This is a genomic window from Pseudonocardia nigra (assembly GCF_019396355.1).
In the GTDB taxonomy this organism is placed as follows: Bacteria; Actinomycetota; Actinomycetes; order Mycobacteriales; family Pseudonocardiaceae; genus Pseudonocardia; species Pseudonocardia nigra.
The window spans coordinates 1-20622 of sequence record NZ_JAHKRK010000139.1 but is presented as its reverse complement, the minus strand read 5'-3'; the positions used below and the strand labels follow the sequence as shown (position 1 = coordinate 20622).

Below are 20622 nucleotides of genomic sequence, written 5' to 3'. Positions count from 1 at the left end.
CAGATGGTCCCTGGCTGCGTTGTCGGCAGGCCCGGGTACGTCAAGTACGACGGCGCCTACCTCCGCCTTGCCAGGAACCATCTGGATCACGAAGCCCATCGCCCCTGATCCACGGGACACGGCCTAGGCCGTGTTGAGGAAGTCCGGATCGATGGGCTTCGTGATCCAGGCGGCCGCTGGCAAGGCGGAGGCGCGAGCCGTCGTATCCGGCATACCCGGTCGTGCCGACAACGCAGCCAGCGGTCGCCTGGGCGCGAAGACCGCGATCTGGGGCTTTCTCAACGCGGCCTAGATCAGGCGGCGTGGGTGCAGGTGGCGCAGGTGCAGTCGGTGCACACGCAGTTGTTGCAGGAGTCGCTGCAGTGCTCGCAGGAGCACCGGGCGTGGTTGCAGGTCGGGCAGTCACAGTCGGCGCAGTCGCACACCGCGCACGAGTCCGTGCAGTTGGCGCAGCGGCAGTTGGTGCACTCGTCGTAGTGCACGCCATCGCCGGTCGAGTGCTCGCGGTGGACGTGGCCGTCGTGCAGGTAGTCGACGTGGTTGCCGTGCACCACGGCCTCGTGCCCGCACCCGGGCCCGTGCGTGTGGGCGTGCTGCTCGGCGGGGCTGTGCTCGGTGGTCGTCATCGTCACTCCTCTCAGGCCGTGCGAGACATCGTCATATTCGCATTCACGAATGTCAAGGCGGCTGGAGGGACCTGGTCCGGGTGCACGGACACGATCGCTGTGAGATGACCGTTCGTGCAGCTGCGACCGCGCTGAGGGCGATCTCGCGGGGATCACGGTGTGGGTGATCGCCGCGAGGTGGCGGTCACTGCGGTCGGAAGTGCAGGGACCGCGCGCTCGCGGCGATCATGCCGCACCCGACGGCGTCAGAACCGCACGTAGTCGTACTCGACCGGCAGGTCGTTGATCCCGAACGGCGGCGGGGAGATCCAGCCGGCGAAGTCGCCGGGCTCGTGGTGGGGGACCATCAGCTCGGCGACCTGGGCGCGGTCGTCGGCGGTGGGCAGGTACTCGCCCACCCGGCCGGTCCAGGTGGCCTCGTCGACGATGTCGCCCTGGGGTGTGACGTGGTGGCCGGCGAACGCGCCGACCTTACGGTTGAACCCCTGGTGCGGCAGGTACAGCCGGGCGTCGACGCCGGCCTTCTCCAGCTCCTGGTTCCAGCGCTTGATGCCGCTCTGGCAGTCGGCGGCGTACTCGTCGCGGAGATCGAGGTTGAGCGCGGTGAGCATCGGGACCGTCCGGGTGCTCATCCGCCCGTCCTCGATCACCGGGACGTCCATCGTGAGGTCGTGGAGCTGGTGGTCGTCCTTGCGGCGGGTCTCCATCCAGCGTCCCTTGAGGCCCGCGGTGTAGTAGCCGGCGGCGTTGGAGGAGGTCTCGGCGCCGAAGAGGTCCAGCGACACCGAGTACTGGAAGTTCAGGTACTTCTGGATCACCGGCAGCGGGATGCCGCCGTGGCGCCAGATGTCGTCGGTGCCGTGCTCGCGCATGAGCCCGGCGGTGCGCTGCACGGTGCGCTGCACGCCGGTGGTCCCGACGAACATGTGGTGCGCCTCTTCCTTGAGCATGAACTGGCAGGTGCGCGCCAGCGGGTCGAAGCCGCTCTCCTTCAGCGTGCCGAGCTGGTACTTGCCGTCCCGGTCGGTGAAGTAGGTGAACATGAAGAACGACAGCCAGTCGGTGGTCTCCTCGTTGAACGCGCCGAGGATGCGCGGGCTGTCGAAGTCACCGGAGTTGCGCTTGAGCAGCTCCTCGGCCTCCTCGCGGCCGTCGCGCCCGAAGTAGGCGTGCAGGAGGTAGACCATCGCCCACAGGTGGCGGCCCTCCTCGACGTTGACCTGGAACAGGTTGCGCATGTCGTACAGCGACGGGGCGGTCATCCCGAGGTGGCGCTGCTGCTCCACCGACGCCGGTTCGGTGTCGCCCTGGATGACGATGAGGCGGCGCAGGTCGGAGCGGTACTCGCCGGGCACCTCCTGCCAGGCGGGTTCGCCCTTGTGCTGCCCGAAGTTGACGGTGCGGTCGGGGTCGCGCTCGGCGAGGAAGATGCCCCACCGGTACTGCTCCATCGGCACCCGGTCGAAGTGCGCCCAGCCGTCGCGGCCGACGGCGATGGCCGTGCGCAGGTAGACGTCGTGGGTGGGGATCGACGGGCCGAGGGTCTGCCACCAGTCGAGGAACTTCGGCTGCCAGCCCTCCAGGGCCCGCTGCAGCTTGCGATCCCCGGCCAGGTTGACGTTGTTGGGGATCCGCTCGCTGTAGTCGATCTTCGACAGCGGCCCGCTCGGGGTGGGGGCGTCGCCGGTGACGGTGCCGGTCTGCGGGGTGCTCTCTGCGGCGGTCATGGTCAGACCCGCTTCCTGTCGTAGTCGGCGCGTTGCCCCGTGCCGTAGCGGCGCAGGGCTCCTTCGGGGCCGGCGGCGTTGGGCCGCTGGAAGATCCAGTTCTGCCACGCGGTGAGCCGCCCGAACACCTTGGTCTCGGGGGTCTCGCCGCCGGCGAAGCGGAGGTTGGCCTCCATGCCGGTCAGCGCGTCGGGGGAGAAGCTGCGGCGCTCCTCGACCATCAGCCGGATCTCGTCGTCCCAGTCGATGTCGTCGGGGGTGCTGGTCACGAGGCCGAGCGCGAGTGCGTCGGCGGCGACCAGGTTCCGGCCGGTGGCGGCCTCCGCCGCGGCGAGGTCGGCGGCGCTGCCGACGAAGCGGGTCTGCAGCCGCGACAGGTCGTTGCCCATCGGCAGCAGCCCGGTGTTGAACGCGTCCAGCCGCAGCACCGCGGGCGGCGCCGGCTCGTCGTCGTCCTCGAAGACGCCCTCCAGCATGAGCTGCCGGTCGGCGGCGAACGCGATCTCGGCCAGCGCCCCGACGAAGCAGCTGCCCGGTTGGATCAGCGCGAACAGGCTGCGGGAGGTGGTGTCGAGCCGCTTGAGGGTGCGCCGGTAGAACCCGATCGTCTCGTTGACCAGCCAGTCGTCGCGGTGGGCCAGCAGGAACTCGTCCATCGCGGCGGCCGTTGCGGGGTCGCCCTCGGTGCGCAGCAGCCAGGTGCCGATGGCCGGCTCGTTGGTGCGCAGCCGCAGGATCGCGTCGTCCAGCTCGCGGGTGGTGGCCAGCAGCGACGCCGCGGCACCGTCTGCGTGCAGTTCCTCGACCGACCCGGGCACGGCGGCGGGGCCGAGCACGGTGACCGCGGCGGTGCCGGCGCCCCGGTCCAGCACGACGCGGACGTGGTCGTAGCGCGTCGTGTCGCCGTCGACCTCGCGGCGCAGGGGTGTGAGCGCCACCCCCGTCGCCCCGGTACCCGGCCGGGACGAGCCCGCGGCGAGCTCCGCGGCCCGGCGGACGATCTCGGCGTCGAAGTCGCGGGCCTTCACCGTGGCGTCGACCAGCCGCCACGCCACGGCCCGTTCGCCGCGCACGCCCTCGGCGGTGGTGGCGAAGACGTCGGCCAGGTCGCGGCGCACCCCGCGCTTGTCGACGACCCGGGTGAGCCCACCCGTGCCCGGCAGCACGCCCAGCAGCGGCACCTCGGGCAGCGACACCGCCGAGGAGTTGTCGTCCACCAGCACGATCTGGTCGCACGCGAGCGCCAGCTCGTAGCCACCGCCCGCCGCCGTGCCGTTCACCGCGGCGAGGAACGGCAGCCCGGAGTGCGCCGAGGCGTCCTCGATCCCGTTGCGGGTCTCGTTGGTGAACTTGCAGAAGTTGACCTTCCAGCCGTGCGACGACCCGGCCAGCATCTTGATGTTCGCGCCCGCGCAGAACATCCGCTCCTTCGCGCTGGCGACGACGACGGCCTTCACCTCGGGGTGCTCGAACCGGATGCGCTGCACCGCGTCGTGCAGCTCGATGTCCACGCCGAGGTCGTAGCTGTTCATCTTCAGCTCGTAGCCCGCCACGATGCCGCCGTCCTCGGCCACGTCGAGCGTGAGCGTGGCGATCTCACCGTCGACCGACAGCGTCCAGTGGCGGTAGGAGTCCGGCGACGTGTCGAACGAGACCTCGGTGTCGACCGGCTCCCCGGCGGGGCGGTCCTCGAGGGTGGTCACGCTGCCTCCCGGGATCGAGCAGGCGCGGTGATGCCGCGCACGTCCAGGACCCCATCGTGACGTTCTACAACTTCATATGCAAGTCGCCAAAGAAGTGTAGATCGCGTCCGGGTGGTCAGGTGACACCGAGCAGCGCGTGCGCCACCGTGCTGTCGCTGCGGAACTCCCGGGTGGGGCTGCGGTGCACGATCCGGCCCTTGTCCATCACGGCGATCTCGTCGGCCACGGCGAAGGCCAGGTGCAGGTCCTGCTCCACGACGACGAGCGTGACGCCTTCGGCCCGCATCCCGCCGATCACCTCGGCGACCGTGTCGACGAGCGCGGGGGCCAGCCCGTCCGACGGCTCGTCCATGAGCACCAGCCGGGGGTTGGTCAGCAGCGCCCGGGCGACGGCGAGCATCTGTTGCTCCCCGCCGGACAGCCGCCCCGCGAGGTGCCTGCGGCGCTCGGCGAGGCGGGGGAGCAGCTCCAGCACCCGCTCGACCGTCCACGGACCCCGGCCGCGCCCGCGCCGGGTGGCCAGGTCGAGGTGCTCGGTGACGGTCAGCGGCGCCCACACCCGCCGTCCCTGGGGGACGAGCGCCACCCCGGCCCGCGCGATCACGTCCGGGCGCCTGCCGGTGAGGACGCGTCCGGCGACCGACACCGTGCCCGCCGCCGGGGGCACCAACCCCATCAGCGTGTTCATCAGCGTCGTCTTGCCGACGCCGTTGCGGCCCAGCAGGCCCAGCACCTCGCCGTCGGCGAGGTCCAGGTCGACCCCCTGCAGCACGCTGCTGCCCCCGTACCCGGACCGCAGCCCCCGCACCTGGAGCACTCAGCCCACCTCCGTCCGCGCGTCGGTGTCGAGGAACAGCGCCTCGCGGCCGGTGCCGAGGTAGGCCCCCTGCACGGCGTCGCTGGCGCGCACCTCGTCGGGCGAGCCGGTGAGCAGCACGCGTCCGAGGTGCAGGACGGTGACCGCGTCGGCGAGCGCGAAGACGACGTCGAGGTCGTGCTCGACGATCACCAGGGTCACGTCGGCGGGCAGGGCCTGCAGGAGCGCCACGAGCCGGGCGCTCTCGGCCGGGGACATGCCGGCGGCCGGTTCGTCGAGCAGCAGCAGCCGCGGTTCGCAGGCCAGCGCGACCGCCACCTCGAGCTGGCGCTGCTCGCCGTGGGACAGCGCCGCGGCGGGCGTGTCGAGCCGCGCCTCCAGTCCGACGTCGGCGACGAGCTCGCGGACGCGGTCGCGGGCCGCGCGCTGGCGCCGGGGCAGCAGCGAGCGCGGCGAGCCGTGCCGGCGCTGGGCGGCGAGCAGGACGTTCTGCTCCACGGTGCGGGTGGGGAAGAGACTGGAGTGCTGGCGGGTCTGGCTGATGCCCATCCGGGCCCGCTGCGGCTCCGAGCGCCGGGTGACGTCGCGCCCGTCGAGCGCCACGGTGCCCGCCGAGACGCGCTCGGCGCCGGTGACCAGCCGGAACAGCGTGCTCTTGCCCGCGCCGTTGGGGCCGATGAGGGCGTGCCGTGCGCCCGCCGGGATGTCGAGCGAGACGTCGTCGACCGCGGCGAGGGCACCGAAGTGCCTGCTCACCCCGGACAGCGACAGCAGCGGGACGGTCACGGCGCCCCCTCCCGGGCCCGGCGCCGCCCGCGGCCGAGCCCGGCGAGGCCGGCGAAGCCGCGGGGCAGCAGGTACACGGCGAGGACGAACACGATGCCCAGGACCAGTGGCCCGTGGCCGTCGAGGGTGGGCCCGAGCGCGTCGCGGACGAGCACGACGACGGCGGCGCCGAGCACCGGGCCCCACAGTGACCCGGCCCCGCCGAGGACGACCGCCAGCAGGGCGAGCGCGCCCGTGGTGAAGCCCGCCTCGCTCGGGGTGACAAGCCGCACCTGCGCGGCGAACAGCCCGCCGGCGAGCCCCGCGAACGCGCCCGCGAGGACGAAGGCGGCGTAGGTGTAGCGGAACGGCGAGTACCCGAGCGAGCGCATCCGCGGTTCGTTGTCCCGGATCCCGCGCAGCACTCCGCCGAACGGGGACGCCGCCACCAGCCACAGCGCGGCGAAGCCGAGCACCGCGACGGCGAGCACGAACCAGTAGACGTGACCGGCGAGCGTCAGCGGCGTGCCGGCGACCTGCACGGCGGGAATCCCGAACAGCCCGTTGGAGCCGCCGGTGACGGAGTCCAGCGTGGTCGCGAGCTGGTACACGAGCTCGCCGACCGCGAGGGTGAGCATGAGGAAGAAGACGCCGCTGCTGCGCACGGCGAGCCACCCGGTGGCCGCCGCCGCGACGGCGCCCGCCCCGGCGGCGAGCAGCACCGGCACCACGCCCTCGCTGGTCACGTGCAGCGCCGTGAGCCCGGCCGCGTAGGCACCGACGCCGAAGTAGGCGGCGTGGCCCAGCGACGGCAGGCCGGTGATGCCGACCAGCAGGTCCAGGCTGACCGCGAACAGCGCGAAGACGAGGATCCGGCCCAGCACCGTTGTGCCGAACGGGTTGACGACGAACGGGACGGCGGCGAGCGCGAGCAGCACCAGCGCGGCCGCCACCGGTCCCGGCCGGATCCTGCTGAACCAGCCCGGTGCGGGCGGGGTGGCGGCGGCGTGCCGCTCCGCGGGCGGAGCGCTCATGTCACCTCCTCGGTGACGCTCGTCGGCCGCATTCGCGGCGCTGTGTTGAACGGTGAGCTCGCAAGCTCGCTCACGCGGCCGCCACCGTCCGGGTGCCGAACAGCCCGCGTGGCCGCACGACCAGCACCACCGCGAGCGTGCCGAACAGGACGAACGATGCCACGTCCGGCAGCAGCGCCCGGCCCAGCGACTCGACCTGACCGATGATCATCGCGCCGACCAGCGCCCCCTTCACCGAGCCCAGGCCGCCGATGACGATCACGACCAGCGCCAGGATCAGGATCGTGTCGTCCAGGCCGGGGCGGGCACCGTACACCGGCGCGCCCAGCACGCCGGCCACGGTCGCGAGCATCGACCCGACGCCCAGGACGGCGAACTTGACCTTGCGGTTGTCGATGCCCATGGCCGAGACCATCTCCCGGTCGGCCACGCTCGCGCGGATCAGCGCCCCGACCGGGGTGCGCTCGACGACCAGGTGCACCGCGAGCGCCAGCGCCAGGCCGATGCCGATGAGCACCAGCCGGTAGGTCGGGTAGACGTTGCCCGCCACCGACACGCTGCCGTCGAGTCCCGGTGGCGCGGCGACGGCGAGCACGTCGTTGCCGTAGACGATCGAGAGGACCTCCGCGACCACCAGCGACACGCCCAGGGTCAGCAGCGCCTGGTCGAGGATCGGCCGCCGGGCCAGCGGCTCGGTCATGCCCGACAGCACCCCGCCGGCGAGCAGGCCGACGAGGGCGGCCACCCCGAGCGCCGTCAGGAACCCGCCCCAGGACGGTGTGCCCGCCGCGAACGTGACCGCGAGGTAGGAGCCCGCCAGGTAGAAGGCGCCGTGCGCGAGGTTGAGCACGTCCATCATCCCGAAGACGATCGACAGCCCGACGGCGAGGATGAACAACAGCGCGCCGATGGCGAAGCCGTTGAGGATGCTGACCAGGTTCGCGTCGAACCAGGCGGCCATCCGGCACTCCTTCCTACGGCTGGGGGATGACGCCGAGGTCGGTGACGACGGAGTTGATCAGTGTGCCGCCCTCGTCCACCACCTCGCGCAGGTAGACGCTCTGCTCCGGGCTCTGGCCGGTGAACCGCCACGACCCGCGCGGGCTGTCGTCGATCGCGCCGAGCCCGCCCAGCGCCGCGGAGACGGCGTCACCGGACAGGTCGGCGGCGCCCTCCAGCGCCTTCGCGAGCACGTTCGCCGCGTCGAAGGTCTGCATCGCGAACACGGTGGGCAGGACGCCGTGGGCCTCCTGGTAGGCCTGCACGAACTGCTGGTTGGCCGGGTTGTCCAGCTCCGTGGAGTAGTGCAGCGTGGTGCGGACGCCGACCGCCGATGGCCCCTGCGCGTCGAGCACGCTGCCCTCGGTGAGGAAGCCCGACCCGTACAGCGGGATCGCCTCCTTGAGGCCGAACGCGTCGTACTGCTGCACGAAGCTCACCGCCTCGCCGCCGGAGTAGAAGACGAAGGTGGCCGCGGCCCCGGAGCCCTGGATCCCGGACAGGAACGGCTGGTAGTCCTGGGTGGTGCCGAACGGGGTGAGCGCCTGGCCCGCGACGGTGCCGCCCTCCTGGAAGGCCTGCGTGAAGGCCGCCACCACCTCCTGGCCGGCCGCGTAGTCGGGCGCCATCACGTAGACCGGTCCCACGCCCTCGGCCGCGAGGTGGCGGCCCATGGGCGCGGCGATCTGCGCGTTGGTGAACGAGACGCGCCAGACGTACGGGCTCGCCGCCTCGCCGGTGATCGCCCCGGCCCCGGCGTTGGCGACGATCAGCACCTTCCGGGCCTCGGCGAACCGGTCGGCGGCCCCGAGCGCGGTGGCCGAGTTGACGATGCCGACGACGACGTCGACCTGCTCCTGCTGCAGCAGCCGCTGGACCGCCGGGACCCCGGTGTCGGGCCCCTCGCCCTCGTCGGCGGCCACGGTCTCCACCGTGTAGCCGCCCATCGTGGCGCCGTTCTGGTCCAGCCACAGCTGCCAGCCGTTCTGCATGTCGACCCCGAGCGGCGTGTAGACGCCCGCCTGCGGCACGACCAGCCCGACGCGGACGGTGCCGCCACCGCCACCGCCACCGCCACCACCCCCGCCACCCGTGCCGCCCCCGCCGCCGAGGCTCCCGCCCCCGCAGGCGGACAGCGCCGCGCCGCCGACCCCGAGACCGACGATGCCGAGCAGCTGGCGACGGGACAGATCGGGCAGCGCCATGGCATTCTCCGCGGTTTCGCACGTGCTACAGCCGCACGTTGGTGGACGGGGAGCCTGTAGTACGCCTGGAAGGTGTGTCAAGCGTCACGACGGTCGTTGCACAGGCGTGACCTGGGGATCCGCGGCGCCGGCACCTCGGCGCGACCGCATGATCGCGCAGCGCGACGCCCTCGGCCGGTTCCAGGGATTAATCCCGCGAGTTCTGTCGGTCCTACCTCCTAGGTTCGCGTGTGGACCACCGGCCCGACCGGCCGCACCGTCCGCCGCCCGCAACGCAGAGGAAGACCGTGAACAACTCGTCCGACGTCCTCGATCCGGCGCCCCGGCCGGGCCAACCCGCGCAGATGTCGCGGCGCGACCGCACCGTGATCGCGGTGCTGCTCGTCTCCACGTTCGTCGTCATCCTCAACGAGACGATCATGAGCGTGGCCCTGCCGGTCCTGCTGGTCGACCTGCAGGTGGAGGCGAGCGTGGGCCAGTGGCTCACCGCGGGCTTCCTGCTCACGATGTCCGTGGTCATCCCGATCACCGGCTTCCTCATCCGCCGGGTGCCCACGCGGAAGCTGTACGGGATCGCCATGACGCTGTTCAGCGCCGGCACGCTCATCGCCGCGCTGTCCCCGGGCTTCTCGATCCTGCTCGCGGCGCGCGTGGTCCAGGCGGGCGGCACCGCGATCATGATGCCGCTGCTGATGACCACGGTCATGACGCTCGTGCCGCCGACGCGCCGCGGCGCGGTGATGGGCAACATCTCGATCGTCATCGCGGTCGCGCCCGCCATCGGTCCCACCGTGTCGGGCGTGGTGCTGAGCCTGCTCGGCTGGCGCTTCATGTTCTGGCTGGTGCTGCCGATCGCGCTCGCCGCGCTGGTGCTCGGCCTGCGCCGGATGGTCGACATCGGCGAGTCCACCGACGCCCCGATCGACGTGCCGTCGGTGCTGCTGTCCGCGCTCGGCTTCGGCGGGCTCGTCTACGGGCTGAGCACGATCGGCCACGCGTCCGAGTCCGGTCCGTCGGTCGCGGTGTGGGTGTCCTTCGCCGTCGGGGTCGTCGGGCTCGTGGCCTTCGTCACGCGGCAGCTCGCGCTCCAGCGCACCGACCGCGCGCTGCTCGACCTGCGCACGTTCCGGGCCGGCACGTTCACCGTCGCCAGCGTGATCATGATGCTGATGATGGCCACGCTGCTCGGCACGATCGTGGTCCTGCCGATCTACATGCAGAGCGTCCTGATGCTCACGCCGCTGACCACCGGACTGCTGCTGCTCCCGGGCGGGCTGGTGATGGGCCTGCTCGGGCCGGTCGTCGGGCGGCTCTACGACCGCTTCGGCCCGCGGGCGCTCCTCGTGCCCGGCACGCTCGCCACGAGCTCCGCGCTCTGGTCCACCACGCTGTTCGGCACCGACAGCCCGATCGCGCTGGTGCTGGGCTTCCACCTGCTGCTCAGCGTCGGGTTGGCGTCCGTGTTCACCCCGCTGTTCACGGCCGGTCTGGGTGCCGTTCCGCCGCACCTGTACTCCTACGGCAGCGCGATCTTCGGCACCACCCAGCAGCTCGCCGGCGCGGCCGGGGTGGCCCTGCTGGTCAGCGTGCTCAGCGTGCGCTCGGCCGAACTCGCCGCCGAGGGCGCCCCGCTCGTCGAGCAGACGGCGGGGGGCGTGCACGCCGCGTTCGTGGTGGCGGCCGTGCTGTCGCTGGTCGCGGTCGTGGGTGCGTGCTTCATGCGCGCCCCCGACGGGGAGCAGGCGGCGAAGCCGACGGTGCACGCCTGACGGTGCAGACCGGTGGGCGACCGTGCACAGGTCCGGGCCTGTGCACGGTGCCGCCCCGGTATGCACGGTCGAGCTAGAGGCGCGACCACGCCTCCGTGAGGACGCCGCGGAGGATCTGCTCCATCTCGTCGAACTGGGCCGGGCCGGCCACCAGCGGCGGCGCGAGCTGGACGACGGGGTCGCCGCGGTCGTCGGCCCGGCAGTACAGCCCGGCGTCGAACAGCGCCTTGGACAGGAACCCGCGCAGCAGCCGCTCGCTCTCGGCGTCGTCGAACGTCTCCTTGGTGGCCTTGTCCTTCACCAGCTCGATCCCGAAGAAGAAGCCCTCGCCGCGGACGTCGCCGACGATCGGCAGGTCGAGCAGCTTCTCCAGGGTCGCGCGGAACACCGGGCTCTGGCGGCGGACGTGGTCGTTCAGGCCCTCACGCTCGAAGATGTCGAGGTTCGCCATCGCCACCGCGGCCGAGACCGGGTGCCCGCCGAAGGTGTACCCGTGCAGGAACGAGTTGGTGCCGGAGCGGAACGGCTCGAACAGCCGATCGCTGGCGATCATCGCGCCGATCGGGGAGTAGCCCGACGTCATGCCCTTGGCGCAGGTGATGATGTCGGGCACGTAGCCGAAGTCCTCGCAGGCGAACATCGAGCCGATCCGGCCGAACGCGCAGATCACCTCGTCGGAGACCAGCAGCACGTCGTGGGCGTCGCAGATCTCGCGCAGCCGCTCGAAGTAGCCGGGCGGCGGCGGGAAGCAGCCGCCGGAGTTCTGCACCGGTTCCACGAACACGGCCGCGACGGTGTCGGGGCCCTCGGCGAGGATCGCCTCCTCCACCCGGTCGGCGGCCCAGCGGCCGAACGCCTTGAGGTCGCCGCCGACGTGGTCCGGCGCGCGGTAGGCGTTGGTGTTCGGCACCTTGAACGCGCCGGGCACGAGCGGCTCGTACGGGACGCGCAGGTCCGGCACGCCGGTGATCGCGAGCGCGCCCTGCGGCGTGCCGTGATAGGCGACGGAGCGGCTGATCACCTTGTGCTTGGTGGGCTTGCCGACCAGCTTGAAGTACTGCTTGGCGAGCTTCCACGCGCTCTCGACGGCCTCGCCACCACCGGTGGTGAAGAAGACCCGGTTGAGGTCGCCGGGGGCGTGGGCGGCGAGCCGCTCGGCCAGGTCGATCGCGGCGGGGTGGGCGTAGGACCAGATCGGGAAGAAGGCCAGGTCGGCGGCCTGGCGGGCCGCGGCCTCGGCGAGCTCGCGCCGCCCGTGCCCGGCCTGCACCACGAACAGCCCGGCGAGCCCGTCGAGGTACTCGCGGCCTGCGGCGTCCCACACGCGGCAGCCCTCGCCGCGCACCATGATCGGCACCTGGCCGCCGTCCTCGTAGGTGGAGTGGCGGGTGAAGTGCATCCAGAGGTGGTCGCGGGCGGCCTCGGCGCGGTCGGTGCCCCGTGGTGTGCGGCCGGGTTCGGTCTGCGTGACGGTTTCGGGCGTGGTGGTCATCGGGTTCCCCAGTTGTAGTGCTGCTTACGGAGCTTCATGTAGACGAACGTCTCGGTGCTGCGGACGCCCGGCAGGGTTCGGATCCGCTGCCCGACGAGCTCCAGCAGGTGCTCGTCGTCCTCGCAGACGGCCTCGGCCAGCACGTCGAAGCTGCCGGCCGTGATCACGACGTAGTCGACCTCGGGCATCGCGGCCAGCGCGTCGGCCAGCTCGACGACGTCGCCCTCGCCCTGGATGCCGATCATGGCCTGGCGGCGGAAGCCCAGCTGGAGCGGATCGGTGACGGCCACGATCTGCATGACCCCGGCCTCCTGCAGCCGGGCCACCCGCTGACGCACGGCGGCCTCGGACAGGCCGACGGCCTTCGCGATCGTGGCGTACGGGCGCCTGCCGTCCTCCTGGAGCTGCTCGACGATCGCCTTGCCGACGTCGTCGAGCAGCGCGTGGTGCTCTGCCGGAGCGGCGCGGACTGGCCATGGCGGCCACGGTAGGTCACACGACCGCCGCTCGCAACGAAATCAGTTGCAAGTAGTCGCATGCAGCACTCATTCAGTTGTGTTACACGATTGGAGCAGTGCTTTTCGTCGTGACCGCACTACAGTCCCTCGGAACGCCGGCGCTACTGCCGCGCCCGGCACGACCCCGCCCGATCCCGGGCGCGACCGAACGGAAGGGACCGCGTGACGACGAAGCCACAGGACCCGAGCACGGACCTGCAGGACAAGGGACTGTCGCGGGGGGCGGTCGGGCTGCTCGCGAGCATCGTGCTGAGCGTCTCGAGCGTGGCGCCGGTGTACGCATTGACGGCCACGCTCGGTCCGACCGTCGGCGAGGTCGGCCTGCAGATGCCCGCGGTGTTCCTCGCGGGGTTCCTGCCGATGCTGCTCGTCGCCTACGCCTACCGCGAGCTCAACCGGGTGGCGCCGGACTGCGGCACGTCGTTCACCTGGACGGTGAAGGCGTTCAACCCCTACATCGGCTGGATGTGTGGCTGGGGCGCGGTGCTCGCCACGATCATCGTGCTGTCCAACCTCGCGGGCGTCGCCGTCTCGTTCTTCTACCTGCTCCTCGGGCAGGTCACCGGGTCGGCCGACGTCGCAGCGTTCGGCGACAACGTCGTGGTCCACGTGCTGACCTGCCTCGCGTTCATCGTCGTGGCCACGGCGATCAGCTACCGGGGCGTGACGACGACCACGCGCGTGCAGTTCGTCCTCGTCGGCTTCCAGATGCTCGTGCTGGCGCTGTTCTCCGCGCTGGCGATCGGCAAGGCCGTCTCCGGCGGGGCGCCGGAGACCAGCCTGGCCTTCGACCCGGCGTGGCTGGACATCACCGCGGTCCCGTCGCTCAGCGCGTTCACCGCCGGCCTGTCGCTGTCGATCTTCATCTACTGGGGCTGGGACACCAGCCTCACGGTGAACGAGGAGACGGCCGGCAGCGCCCGGACGCCCGGCCGGGCCGCGCTGCTCACCATGATCATCATCGTCGCAACCTACTTGATCGTCGCGATCGCCGCGCAGATGTACGCCGGGATCGGCACCGAGGGCATCGGGCTGGGCAACCCCGAGACCGGCGACAACGTCTTCGCGGCGCTCGCCGGGCCGGTGCTGGGGGAGGGGCTGGCGTTCCTGCTGTTCCTCGCTGTGCTCGCGAGCTCGGCGTCCTCGCTGCAGACCACGTTCCTCCCGCCGGCCCGCACCCTGCTGGCGATGGCCACCTACCGGGCGCTGCCGGCGCGCTTCGCCGGCGTGCACCCGCGGTTCCGGACGCCGTCCTACGCCACCCTCGCGGCGGGCATCGCCACCGGCGTCTTCTACACCGCGATGGTGTTCATCAGCGAGAACGTGCTGATCGACACGATCTACGCACTCGGCCTGATGATCTGCTTCTACTACGGGCTCACGGCGTACGCCTGCGTGTGGTACTTCCGCCGGGACCTGCGGCGCAGCGTTTACCCACCCTGCCGGCTCCGCAAGCTCCGCCGGCTTGCCATCCCCCATGTCCGCGACCTGGTGTTCAAGGGTGTGCTGCCGCTGACCGGCGCCATCATGCTCACGCTGGTGTTCGTGCAGACCGCCGTCGACACGATGGACCCGGCCTACGGCAGCGGCTCGTCGGTGTTCGGGGTCGGGAGCGTGTTCGTGATCGGCGTCGGCCTGCTCGCGTTCGGGCTGGTTCTCATGCTGGTGTGGCGCGTCCGGAACCCGGAGTTCTTCCGGGGCGAGACGCTGCACCGGCACACCCCCTCGCTCGTGATCGACGACTGAGCGGGAGCTCGCGGAGCGAACATCCATACCGAAAGACCGACCGGAGAAAAATTCATGCCGCGCTACGGGCCCATGTTCGGGCCGGACATCACCTACCTCGGCGTCGACCGCTGCACCCTCGACGAGCCGGAGACCTATGCCGGGGCCGACGTCGTCATCCTCGGCGCCCCCTTCGACGGGGGCACCTCGCACCGCCCCGGCACCCGCTTCGGGCCCCAGGCGATCCGGATGACCGACTACCTCCCGCACGACGGCAGCCGGCCCAGCCTGCCGCTGCGCGTCGACGGGCTGCAGGACCTGCGGGTGGTCGACGCCGGCGACGTCGAGATGTACTCCGGCGACATCGAGCGCAGCCTCGGCGCGCTGGAGGAGGCCGTCACCGCCGTGTCGCGCAGCGGCGCGGTGCCGGTGGTGCTGGGTGGGGACCACGCGATCGCGTTCGCCGACGCCAAGGGCGTGGCGAACCACCACGGCCACGGCCGCGTCTCGATGATCCACTTCGACGCCCACGCCGACACCGGCGACATCGAGTTCGGGTCGCTGTGGGGCCACGGGCAGCCGATGCGCCGGCTCATCGAGTCCGGCGCGCTGCGCGGCGACCGCTTCCTGCAGATGGGCCTGCGCGGGTACTGGCCCGGCCCGGAGACGCTGGCCTGGATGGCGGAGCAGCGGATGCGGTCCTACGAGATGACCGAGATCGGCGCCCGTGGCCTCACCGAGTGCCTGGACGAGGCGTTCGGCATCGCCACCGACGAGTGCGACGGGGTGTTCCTGTCGGTCGACATCGACGTCTGCGACCCCGGGCACGCCCCCGGCACCGGCACCCCCGAACCGGGCGGCCTGTCCGCCCGCGCCCTGCTCGACGCCGTCCGGCGGATCTGCATGGAGCTGCCCGTCGTCGGCATCGACGTCGTCGAGGTCTCCCCGCCCTACGACCACGCCGACATCACTGCCGCGCTGGCCAACCGCGTCGTCCTCGAGGCGCTCTCCGGGCTGGCCTGGCAGCGGCAGAGCGGCGCGCGCTGGGACCCGACGCGCCCCCTGCTGGAAGACCGCTGACCCGCACGGCCGACGACCGGCATCGCGAACGACCTGCACCGAAACGACCACGGAGGAGCACGTGACCGCCACCGAGACCCGTACCGACGGCGAGCCCGACCGCACGGCCCTGCGCCGGCTGCGCAACTTCGTCGACGGCGAGTACGTCGAGAGCCGGTCGGGCCGCACCAGCGAGGTCGTGGACCCGTCCACCGGCGCGGCGGTCGCCACCGCGCCGGTCAGCGACGCCGAGGACGTCGACCGCGCCTATGCCGCCGCCGCCCGCGCCTTCGACGAGACCTGGCGCGACACCACGCCCGGCGAGCGGCAGCTCGCGCTGCTGCGGCTGGCCGACGCGATCGAGGCGCGCGCGGACGAGTTCGTGCGGCTGGAGGCGGAGAACACCGGCAAGCCGCACGCGCTCACCGCGAGCGAGGAGATCCCGCCGATGGTGGACCAGCTGCGGTTCTTCGCCGGTGCCGCCCGCGTGCTGGAGGGCCGCGCCGCCGGCGAGTACATGGCGGGGCACACCTCGTTCGTGCGCCGCGAGCCGCTCGGCGTGGTCGGGCAGGTGGCGCCGTGGAACTACCCGATGATGATGGCCGTCTGGAAGATCGGTCCGGCGCTCGCGGCCGGCAACACGGTCGTGCTCAAGCCCAGCGACACCACCCCGGAGACGACGCTGCTGCTCGCCGAGGTGGCCGCGGAGTTCCTGCCGCCCGGCGTGCTCAACGTGGTCACCGGCGACCGCGACACCGGGCGGGCGATCGTCGAGCACCCGACGCCGGCGCTGGTGGCGATCACCGGGTCGGTGCGGGCCGGCATGGAGGTGGCGAGCAGCGCGGCCCGTGACCTGAAGCGCACCCACCTCGAGCTGGGCGGTAAGGCGCCGGTGATCGTGTTCGACGACGCCGACGTCGAGGCCGCGGCCGAGGCGATCGCCGTGGCCGGCTACTTCAACGCCGGCCAGGACTGCACCGCGGCCACCCGGGTGCTCGCCGGCCCCCGGATCCACGACGACTTCGTGGCCGCGCTCGCCGAGCAGGCCCGGAACGCGAAGGTCGGCCTGCCCGACGACACCGACGCGCTGCTCGGCCCGGTCAACAACCCGGCGCAGCTGGACCGGGTCACCGGGTTCCTGGACCGGCTGCCCGACCACGCGCAGGTCCGGGCGGGCGGCTCGCGCCTCGCCGAGCTGGGCGGGGGCTTCTTCCTCGCCCCGACCGTCGTCGACGGTCTGCGCCAGGACGACGAGATCGTCCAGAACGAGGTGTTCGGTCCGGTCATCAGCGTGCAGCGGTTCACCGACGAGGAGCAGGCGCTGCGCTGGGCGAACGACGTCCCCTACGGGCTGGCGTCCAGCTTGTGGACGCGCGACGTCGGCCGCGCCATGCGGATGAGCCGGGCGCTGGACTTCGGCTGCGTCTGGATCAACACCCACATCCCGCTGGTCGCAGAGATGCCGCACGGGGGCTTCAAGCACTCCGGGCACGGCAAGGACCTCTCGGCCTATGCGGTGGAGGAGTACACGCGCGTCAAGCACGTGATGGCCGCCTGGAGCTGAGCCGACCCATTCGCCGACATGATCAGCAAAGGAGCTGCCATGGACGGACCTGAGTTCCGCCGCGAGCTCGAGCGCAGGCTCGCGATCGTCGAGAACCCCGAGTACGAGGATCCCGCCGCGGCCGACCTGCCGGCCCGTGACCTCGTGCTCCTGCTGCTCGGGAGCGCGGTGCTCGTCATCGCGCTGCTCGCGTGGGGCTACCCGTGGTAGCGCCGGCCGACGGTCGGGCGGCCGGGAGGCGGCGGCGAACTCGGCGGCGGGCGAGTTCACCGAGCTGCCGGTGCTGCGCCACGAGCGGATCTGGGGTTTCTGGCAGTTCACCTCGGTCAACGTCGGGCTCGCGATCGCGACCTGGGCCTTCCTGACCGGCGGCACGATCGCACTGTTCGCCGGGGTGAAGACCGCGATCGCCGCCACCCTCATCGGCAACCTCGTGGGAGTCGTGCTGGTCGCGCTCGCCACGTGCGTGCCGTCGGCGAAGTACGGCGTCGAGCAGTACACGGCATTGCGCTCGGTCCTCGGCGTGAACGGGGTGCGGGCGCTGATCGTGGTGATGATGCCGCTGGCAGGGGCGGGCTGGAACGCGGTTCTGGCGATCATGTTCGGCCGTGCGGTCACGAACGTGCTGAACGCCGTGTTCGGCACCGCGTTCGACCCGAACGGGCCGATGGTGGTGGGGGCCTCGCTGCTCGCGCTGGTCCTGGCCTGGGTCACGCTCGTGCGCGGGCCGGTCTCGATCGAGTGGATCAACAAGTTCGTGGCACCCGCGCTCGCCGCGCTGACCGTCGCGATGCTCGTGATCCTGCTCGCCGGCCACTCCTGGGCGGAGCTGGACGCCGCCGCCCCGCTCGCGGCCTTCGACGACGACCGGCTGAACTTCGCGGTCGCCCTCGAGCTGAGCTTCGCCACCGGCTTCTCCTGGTGGACGATCATGGGCAACCTGGCCCGGCTCACCACGACGCAGCGGGTGGCCTTCTGGCCCAACCTGATCGGGCTGTTCCTGGCCTCCGCGGTGGCCGGGATCGTCGGCACGATCGCGGGACTGGTGCTCGGCGACGTCGACCCGACGGTGTGGATGGTGCCGCTGGGCGGGGTCGCCCTCGGCGTGCTGGCGCTGCTGTTCATCGCGCTGGCCAACATCACGAGCATGGTGTCGCAGACCTACTCCGGCGCCCTCGGGCTGATCCGCGCGGGCGGCAGCGCGATCCGGCGCATCCCGTGGCCGGTGTTCGTCGCGCTGATGCTCACCCCGCCGGCGGTCGTGGTGTTCTGGCCCGCCGCGCTGTACGACAACTTCTTCGTCTTCGTCGCGTGGGTCGGCCTGGTGATGGCCCCCCTCACCGCCGTGTACCTCACCGACTTCTTCCTGCTCCGGCGGCGCCGGCTGGTGCTGCGCGAGCTCTACGAGCCGGAGGGGACGTCGCGGTACTCGTTCTGGTGGGGCGTGAACCCGGTCGCGTTCCTCGCGATCGCGGCGGGTGCGGTCACGTACGTGCTGCTGCTGAACCCGGTGACGTTCGAGTCGGCGGAGGTGTTCCGGTACACGTCCGCCTCGGTGCCCGCGTTCCTGGTCACCGCGGTGACCCATGCAGTGCTGACGCTGGCCTGGGTGCGCCCGGCCGGGAAGGGTGGTTATCGATGACCGACGCGCCCGTGCTCTGGTCCGGCGGCCGGATCGTCACCGGCGACCCCGCGAACCCGCGGGCGGAGGCGATGGTCGTGCACGGCGACCGGATCGCGTTCGTCGGCGGTGCCGCCGAGGCCGCAGCGCGCGCCGGGGCCGGCGCGACCCGGATGGACCTGGCGGGTGGCACGGTGCTGCCGGGGTTCGTCGACGGCCACGCGCACGTCGTGATGGCGGGGGAGGCGCTGCTGCGCGCGCCGCTCACGGACGCGCCCGACCTGGCGACGATCCAGGAGCGGGTGCAGCAGTGGGCGAAGGAGAACCCGGACGCCCCGCGGGTGCTGGGCCGGGGTTGGCTGTTCTCCGCGGTGCCCGGCGGGCGCCCCACCCGGCAGATGCTGGACGAGGTCGTGCCGGACCGGCCGGTGTACCTCGATGCCAACGACTACCACTCGGTGTGGGTGAACAGCGCCGCGCTCGCCGAGCTCGGCGTCACGCGCGACTCCTCGGACCCGCTGGGCGGGCGGATCGTGCGGGAGGACGGCGAGCCGACCGGGCACCTGGAGGAGACCGCGGCTCAGCAGCTCGCCTGGGATTTCCTCGGTGCCGCGAGCACCGACGCCGACCGCGACCGGGCGCTGCGCGCCGCGACGGCGGCCTACCTGGCCAGCGGCGTCACCAGCGCGGTGGACATGGCCCTCGACGAGCCCAGCCTGGCCGCGATGGTGCGCGCCGAGGAGGCCGGCCGGCTCGACCTGCGCGTGGTCGCGCACTGGTTCATCCACCGGACGGCCGACCCCGGCGAGCACCTCGCGCAGGTGCGCCATGCCGCGGAGCTGGCGCAGCGGCACCGGTCGGAGCGGCTGCGGGTCACCGGCGTGAAGTTCGTGGTGGACGGAGTGATCGACGGCTGCACCGCCAGCATGCTCAACCCGTACGCGGACGGCAGGAACGCCGACCCGATCTGGGACCTGGAGACGCTCGCTCCCGCCGTTGCGGCCGCCGACGCCGCGGGGCTGCAGGTAGCGCTGCACGCGATCGGCGACCACGCGGTGCGGATCGCCCTGGACGCGCTCGAGCACGCGCGGCGGGAGAACGGGCCGGGCGACCGGCGGCACCGGATCGAGCACCTGGAGTACGTCGACCCGGCCGACGTGCCGCGGCTCGCCGAGCTGGGCGTCACCGCGTCCATGCAGCCGGTGCACGCCGACCCGGCGATCCGCGACAACTGGGCCGCGATGCTGGGCGACGCCCGCGCCGAGCGCGCGTTCGCCTGGCCGGAGATGACCGCGGCGGGCGCGCGGCTCGCGTTCGGAACCGACGCCCCGACGGCGCCGCACCCGCCGCTGCCGAACATGTTCATCGCCAGCACCCGCCGCTCGGCGCTCCGGCCCGAGCTGCCCGCCCTGCAGCCACATCTCGCGCTGCCCCTGGCCGACGCGGTCCGGCACGCCACCGCCGACTCCGCGTGGGCGTGCCGGGCGGAGGACGCGGTCGGCAGCCTCCGGCCCGGCCTCCTGGCCGACTTCGTCGTGCTCGACCGCGACCCGTTCGCCGTCGCGCCCGACGCCCTGCTCGGAACCGGGGTGGTGCGGACGGTCGTGGGCGGCCGTTCCACGTGAGGGGACGCCGCCCGATTGCTCGGACGGCGTCCGGTAGCGCGAGCGGCCGAGTGACCAGGCGTGCACATTCGCCGTGTCGCACGGTCTCGGCGGCGACGGACGACTGCCGTCCGGCGACGCAGACCCACGGCGTCGAGCCTTCTCGCGGCGTGCTCCGCGTGGGTACCCCGGTGCTCGCGCTGGGGCACGCCGGCCGGGAGAACGGACCTTCTCTGCCGATCCGGCCTTGGCCTGCCGGTGTCCCCGTGCGACACGTTGTACTCCCCTCCGGCGGACCCGACAACCCGAAGCGCCCTACCCGCTCATGCACCCCGTCGTGGCCCATGCTCCCCGTCGACGGGGTGCATGGGCCGAGACGGGGGCATGAGCCGAG

General features: G+C 72.3%; 18 protein-coding genes. 8 read left to right on the top strand and 10 right to left on the bottom strand.

Annotation, left to right across the window (positions count from 1 at the left end; all coding sequences use genetic code 11):
* Positions 1–151: 151 nt before the first annotated feature.
* Positions 152–292, top strand: a complete 141-nt coding sequence (locus KME75_RS27210) for a hypothetical protein (protein WP_219417734.1) — start codon at positions 152–154, stop codon at positions 290–292.
* A 1-nt stretch (position 293) separates the two neighbouring features.
* Here KME75_RS27210 and KME75_RS27205 read toward each other — a convergent pair whose 3' ends face one another.
* The 8 genes from KME75_RS27205 to KME75_RS27170 form a co-directional block, all read right to left on the bottom strand.
* Complete coding sequence (locus KME75_RS27205) at positions 294–626, bottom strand: hypothetical protein (RefSeq protein ID WP_219417733.1); 333 nt, start codon at positions 624–626, stop codon at positions 294–296.
* Between the two features lie 245 nt (positions 627–871).
* On the bottom strand, positions 872–2353 hold the full coding sequence (gene boxB, locus KME75_RS27200; RefSeq protein ID WP_219417732.1) for a benzoyl-CoA 2,3-epoxidase subunit BoxB: 1482 nt from the start codon (positions 2351–2353) through the stop codon (positions 872–874).
* A gap of 2 nt (positions 2354–2355) precedes the next feature.
* Positions 2356–4056, bottom strand: a complete 1701-nt coding sequence (boxC, locus tag KME75_RS27195) for a 2,3-epoxybenzoyl-CoA dihydrolase (RefSeq protein WP_219417731.1) — start codon at positions 4054–4056, stop codon at positions 2356–2358.
* 115 nt (positions 4057–4171) lie between these two features.
* Positions 4172–4873, bottom strand: coding sequence for an ABC transporter ATP-binding protein (locus KME75_RS27190; protein WP_219417730.1), 702 nt, complete (start codon positions 4871–4873; stop codon positions 4172–4174).
* Positions 4874–5659, bottom strand: coding sequence for an ABC transporter ATP-binding protein (locus tag KME75_RS27185; protein WP_219417729.1), 786 nt, complete (start codon positions 5657–5659; stop codon positions 4874–4876).
* A complete protein-coding gene (locus tag KME75_RS27180; protein ID WP_219417728.1) occupies positions 5656–6672 on the bottom strand; it encodes a branched-chain amino acid ABC transporter permease in 1017 nt (338 codons plus the stop codon). Before KME75_RS27180 ends, KME75_RS27185 begins: the two co-directional genes overlap by 4 nt.
* A 70-nt stretch (positions 6673–6742) precedes the next feature.
* Positions 6743–7633, bottom strand: coding sequence for a branched-chain amino acid ABC transporter permease (locus KME75_RS27175; RefSeq protein WP_219417727.1), 891 nt, complete (start codon positions 7631–7633; stop codon positions 6743–6745).
* A 13-nt stretch (positions 7634–7646) separates the two neighbouring features.
* Positions 7647–8876 (bottom strand): ABC transporter substrate-binding protein, encoded by a 1230-nt coding sequence (locus tag KME75_RS27170; RefSeq protein ID WP_219417726.1) that lies wholly within the window; start codon positions 8874–8876, stop codon positions 7647–7649.
* A 287-nt stretch (positions 8877–9163) separates the two neighbouring features.
* Here KME75_RS27170 and KME75_RS27165 point away from each other — a divergent pair, with 287 nt between their 5' ends.
* Positions 9164–10645, top strand: a complete 1482-nt coding sequence (locus KME75_RS27165) for a DHA2 family efflux MFS transporter permease subunit (RefSeq protein WP_308283122.1) — start codon at positions 9164–9166, stop codon at positions 10643–10645.
* A 73-nt stretch (positions 10646–10718) separates the two neighbouring features.
* Here KME75_RS27165 and KME75_RS27160 read toward each other — a convergent pair whose 3' ends face one another.
* Together KME75_RS27160 and KME75_RS27155 are read right to left on the bottom strand one after the other, a co-directional pair.
* Positions 10719–12137, bottom strand: a complete 1419-nt coding sequence (locus tag KME75_RS27160) for an aspartate aminotransferase family protein (protein WP_219417725.1) — start codon at positions 12135–12137, stop codon at positions 10719–10721.
* Positions 12134–12577: an Lrp/AsnC family transcriptional regulator gene (locus tag KME75_RS27155; RefSeq protein ID WP_219417736.1), complete on the bottom strand. Its 444-nt coding sequence runs from the start codon at positions 12575–12577 to the stop codon at positions 12134–12136. The genes KME75_RS27160 and KME75_RS27155 overlap by 4 nt, the downstream gene beginning before the upstream one ends.
* Before the next feature lie 240 nt (positions 12578–12817).
* Here KME75_RS27155 and KME75_RS27150 point away from each other — a divergent pair, with 240 nt between their 5' ends.
* From KME75_RS27150 to KME75_RS27125, 6 genes are all read left to right on the top strand, one after another.
* The gene (locus KME75_RS27150) at positions 12818–14401 is read left to right on the top strand and encodes an APC family permease (protein ID WP_219417724.1); all 1584 of its coding nucleotides are present in this window, start codon (positions 12818–12820) and stop codon (positions 14399–14401) included.
* A gap of 54 nt (positions 14402–14455) precedes the next feature.
* A complete protein-coding gene (speB, locus tag KME75_RS27145) occupies positions 14456–15460 on the top strand; it encodes an agmatinase (protein WP_219417723.1) in 1005 nt (334 codons plus the stop codon).
* Between the two features lie 109 nt (positions 15461–15569).
* On the top strand, positions 15570–17003 hold the full coding sequence (locus tag KME75_RS27140) for a gamma-aminobutyraldehyde dehydrogenase (protein WP_219417735.1): 1434 nt from the start codon (positions 15570–15572) through the stop codon (positions 17001–17003).
* Between the two features lie 39 nt (positions 17004–17042).
* The gene (locus KME75_RS27135) at positions 17043–17213 is read left to right on the top strand and encodes a hypothetical protein (protein WP_219417722.1); all 171 of its coding nucleotides are present in this window, start codon (positions 17043–17045) and stop codon (positions 17211–17213) included.
* A gap of 70 nt (positions 17214–17283) precedes the next feature.
* A complete protein-coding gene (locus tag KME75_RS27130) occupies positions 17284–18645 on the top strand; it encodes a purine-cytosine permease family protein (protein WP_219417721.1) in 1362 nt (453 codons plus the stop codon).
* Positions 18642–20249 (top strand): amidohydrolase, encoded by a 1608-nt coding sequence (locus KME75_RS27125; RefSeq protein WP_219417720.1) that lies wholly within the window; start codon positions 18642–18644, stop codon positions 20247–20249. The genes KME75_RS27130 and KME75_RS27125 overlap by 4 nt, the downstream gene beginning before the upstream one ends.
* Positions 20250–20622: the final 373 nt, after the last annotated feature.